Genomic DNA, 4,055 nt, shown 5'->3' with positions numbered 1-4,055 from the left:
TTCTCGTTTTGACAAATTGGCCAGGAACTTCTTGAGTTTTCTCTATCTCGTCAGTGCTCTCTTTTGGCTCAAATGAAAGATCAACACAACCTAGAGTACCGTGATTTTCCTCTGATTGCCGTAAGGCGTCTTGCTTTCCCTCTGCAGGTTTTGCATCCGAACTCGAGGCAGAGATGGGATCAGATGACTTGGCCGTCGGATGTTATTCTCCCCTTGAGTTTACCGGCCCGCTCTTCGGCCTCCTCCATAACCCTGTCCAGCTGCTCCAGCACCTCGCCCGGATGCTTTTCCAGCACCCGCAGGGAGAGGGCCATCCGTCCCTTGGCCTCATCCACATCGATGACAACAGCTTTGATGCGTTGGCCTGGTTTGAACAAATCCGGTAGCGAGGCTACAAAACTTTGGCTGACCTGCTTGATGTGCAACAGCCCGGTTACCCCTTCTTCCAAGTCCACAAACACACCGAAGGGTTTTAGTCCGCTGACTTTGCCTTCCACCACTTGGCCACTGGTGTAGCGGCTCAGGTTCTCGGACTTTACAGCCGCCCTTTGGGAGAGCACCAGCTTGTTGGCTTCTGGGTTCACCTCGATAAAGCTTGCTGTCAAGGATTGCCCCACCAACTCCTCCAGACTTTCCCGTTGGCTGAGGTGGGAGCGGGGAATGAAGCCGCGCAGCCCCTGCACATCCACCACCACCCCCCCTTTGTTGGTGGCGATCACCGGAACGGTTACCGTCTGGCCGTTGGCTTGCTTCTGGGCCAGCTCTTCCCAAAGCCGCTTCAGCCTCAGCCGCCGCGCCGAGAGCACAATTTGTCCTTCTGCATCTTCCCGCAGGATGAGAAACTCGGCTTCTGTCTTTAAAGGAAAGAGCGCACTCAAATCTTCCCCTGGGCGGATCCCTGCTTCCTTGAGGGGCAAAAAGGCCGGGGATTTGCCGCCAATATCCACCAGAGCGCCATCGTTCTGATGTTGGAAAATGCGGCCTTGCACCACCTGCCCCGGTTGAAAGCTGAGGTTTTGCTTGTCTAAAGCCTGGGCAAAATCTTCCGCGGAAAACGTATCGGCAGCCTGAGAGCGAGAAGAGCGAACGGTCATGGAAGGGCTCAATTCGAAAAGCAATGTGTTTCAGGATAACCCAAAACCTTCCAAGGATCCCAGCTCCAGCCTCTGGCCTAGATGTAGTACATGAGCCGAGCCTGTTGCTGTTGTGCCTGCCGGTCGCAGAGGTCTTGCAGGGTGGTCTTCTGGAGAATGGCTACCGCCGCAGCTTGGGCATCTTGCCAGGCCTTCAGGAGCACTTCCCGCTCTGGGGTGAGATCGCCCGAGGGCAAGTCGCGGGAGCGGCTGAGATCTTCCCCCTCGATGGCCTGGATAACATCCAGCAGCGAGATCTGCCAGGGTGCTCGGGCCAGGAAGTAGCCTCCCTTGGATCCCCGTTGGCTGCGCACCAACCCCTGTCTGCGCAAGGTGGCCAGCAATTGCTCCAAGTAGCGGTCGGGTATGGACTGATGAGCCGCAATTTCTTTAATCTGCAGCACCTGGCCATCGCTGTAGTGCTGGGCCAATTCCAGAAGGGCCAGGAGAGCATATTCACTTTTGCAAGACAGTTCCAAGATATCCATCCTTGTGGAGGGCTTAGGTCTATGATACTCCGGTTTTTCACTGGGGTTTAGCGGGATCCCGCCCTGAGCTGGCAATGGGATCCAGCCTGTAAGGTGGAATAGGCCCCTTTGGGAATGGTTTATGGCGAGTGTCAGCACCCGGTCTGGTTCAGCACGGATCCCAGCGGAGCGATTACAAACCTTGCACCAACAGATTGGCAAGCTGATTGCCAATATCGAATCCGTGTTTCAGGGCAAATCGCAGGTGGTGCAGGCGGTGGTCATGGCCCTGGTTGCGGAAGGTCATGTTTTGCTTGAAGATGTGCCCGGTGTGGGCAAGACCACTTTGGCGCGGGCCATCGCCCACAGTTTGGGAGCCAAGTTTCAGCGGATTCAATTTACCAGCGACCTATTGCCGACAGATATCCTTGGCCTCACCCTTTTCAACAAAGAAAAAGGGGATTTTGAATTTCGTCCCGGCCCCATTTTTGCCCACGTGGTCTTGGCGGATGAAATCAATCGCACCTCGCCCCGCACCCAAAGTGCCCTGCTGGAGGCAATGGCGGAAAAGCAGGTTTCGCTGGACGATCGCACCTACCCGCTGCCCAGCCCATTTATGGTGTTGGCCACCCAAAATCCTTTGGAGTACCACGGCACCTATCCCCTCCCAGAAAGCCAGTTGGATCGGTTTTTGGTACGGCTGTCGATTGGCTACCCCAGCTCTGAGGTAGAGCGAGCTTTACTCTTGCAACGGCAACAGGCCGAGCCGGTGGATGCTCTGCAGCCGGTTCTCTCCCTGATGGAGTTGCGAGAGATTCAGTCGGCGGTGGATCAGGTGTATTTGGATGGATCCCTGGCGGACTATCTTCTGCAGGTGGTGCAGGCCACTCGCGTGTCCAAGCTGCTGCGGGCGGGGGTATCCACCCGTGGAGCCCTGGCCTTGGCGCGGGCAGCACGGGCTCAGGCGCTGGTGAAAGGGCGCAGCTTTTGTCTACCAGAAGATCTGCAAGCACTGTTCGTGCCGGTACTGACCCATCGGGTTTCTCTGGCCGGGTCGGGAGAGATGGCCGGCAACCGACGGCAAGAGGCTGAGGCGGTGATTCGGGATATTGTCTCCACAATTGAGCCGCCTGTTTGAGGGATCCGTAGCAGCAATGGTTAACTACAGCAGTGAGTCGGGTCGGATCCGGGGATCCACCCACATCAGGAGCAAATCGGCCAACAAATTGCCCAGAATGAGCATCACGGCCCCCAGCAGAAGCCCCGCCATCACCACATTGATGTCGAAACTTTGAACAGCCTCCAAGAGCAGCTTGCCCAGCCCCGGCCAATTGAAGAAAAACTCGGCAATAAAAGAGCCGCTGAGCAGATTGGCAAACTCAAAGCCCAAGATCGTGATCAAGGGGTTGACGGCGTTGCGCAGCGCGTGCAACCAGATCACCCGCCACTCTGGGATCCCACGGGCCCGCGCCGCCTGGATGTATTCCTGCCGCAGCACATCCAAGAAATTGCCGCGCGTAATCCGCTGCAGCCCGGCAAAGCTGGTGATGCTCAGGGCCAGCGTGGGCAGGAGCAGGTGGCGGCCCAGATCCAGCAACTTTTCCCCCAAACTAAGCTCGGCAAAATAAACACTGGTCATCCCCCCTACCGGCAGCCAGCTCACGTTTTGGGCCACAATTAGCAGCAAAATGGCCAGCACGAAGCTGGGCATGGCCTGGCCCAGGTAGCTGAGCAACTGCAACGCCCGATCCAGGGGGGTGTTCTGCCGCAGCGCCCCCAGGATCCCTAGGGGAATGGCGACCAGCCAAGTCAGCACCACAGAGGACACCGCCAACAGCAAGGTAGCGCCGGCGCGGGAGAGGATGAGCTGTGCTACCGGCACGCGATAGGTGTAGCTCACCCCGAAATCCCCTTGCAGCAGGTTGCCCAGCCAGGTCAAGTACTGCCAAACCAAGGGCTTATCCAACCCCAGCCGCGCTTCCTCTTGGGCAATAAACTCCTGGCTGACACTGGGATCCGCCCGCAAGGGATCCAAAAAATCTCCGGGGGCCAGCTGCAAGAGCAAAAAGCTGAGCAGCGTGATCAACAGCAGCACCGGCACCGCTTGGGTCAGCCGCTGCAAAACCAAGGCCAGCGGCGGCCAAAGGCCAAAAGCGCGGGAACGGGAAGGCGGAGAAGAGGTTACAGCCACAGATGCAGATGGATATTCGGATATGCTCTTTGAGTTGGATTCTTGTCGAACTATGCTGACATCCTTGCGGCCAGATTTCCAGTGTGGGGTTTGCCAAGTCGAGCGGCTCTCTTGCAGGGGAATTGAGGGCTCAGGCAGTCCGGCAGACAGAAGCTGAAGCGGTACACTAGTCAGCTAGAAATCGCAGGAGCCCCGCACTGTACCCGTAGGGTCAGTGTCGGGAGGAATGCGGAAGTTATGATAGAACCATGACCCAAGTCCTGA

4 protein-coding genes are annotated in these 4,055 nt (G+C 57.3%); 1 reads left to right on the top strand and 3 read right to left on the bottom strand.

Annotated elements, in window-relative coordinates; genetic code table 11:
- Positions 1–179: 179 nt before the first annotated feature.
- Both ACVWY9_RS14050 and ACVWY9_RS14045 read right to left on the bottom strand, forming a co-directional pair.
- Positions 180–1,094, bottom strand: coding sequence for a S1 RNA-binding domain-containing protein (locus tag ACVWY9_RS14050; protein ID WP_414351627.1), 915 nt, complete (start codon positions 1,092–1,094; stop codon positions 180–182).
- A gap of 77 nt (positions 1,095–1,171) precedes the next feature.
- A complete protein-coding gene (locus ACVWY9_RS14045; RefSeq protein WP_011432485.1) occupies positions 1,172–1,612 on the bottom strand; it encodes an RrF2 family transcriptional regulator in 441 nt (146 codons plus the stop codon).
- A gap of 130 nt (positions 1,613–1,742) precedes the next feature.
- Here ACVWY9_RS14045 and ACVWY9_RS14040 point away from each other — a divergent pair, with 130 nt between their 5' ends.
- Entirely contained in the window at positions 1,743–2,738 is a 996-nt protein-coding gene (locus tag ACVWY9_RS14040) for an AAA family ATPase (RefSeq protein WP_457389026.1), read from the top strand.
- A gap of 24 nt (positions 2,739–2,762) precedes the next feature.
- Here the strand turns inward: ACVWY9_RS14040 and ACVWY9_RS14035 are convergent, their stop codons facing one another.
- Entirely contained in the window at positions 2,763–3,791 is a 1,029-nt protein-coding gene (locus tag ACVWY9_RS14035; RefSeq protein WP_457389024.1) for an ABC transporter permease, read from the bottom strand.
- Positions 3,792–4,055: the final 264 nt, after the last annotated feature.

Source organism: Thermostichus sp. OS-CIW-31, from assembly GCF_054060305.1.
The sequence above is the reverse complement of the archived record's forward strand: the minus strand, read 5'-3'. Positions and strand labels throughout refer to the sequence as shown.

What these genes read in the sequence shown, in the direction of transcription:
- ACVWY9_RS14050 (WP_414351627.1), bottom strand. Translation starts at nt 1,094, where the DNA reads ATGACCGTTCGCTCTTCTCGCTCTCAGGCTGCCGATACGTTTTCCGCG.
- ACVWY9_RS14040 (WP_457389026.1), top strand. Translation starts at nt 1,743, where the DNA reads ATGGCGAGTGTCAGCACCCGGTCTGGTTCAGCACGGATCCCAGCGGAG.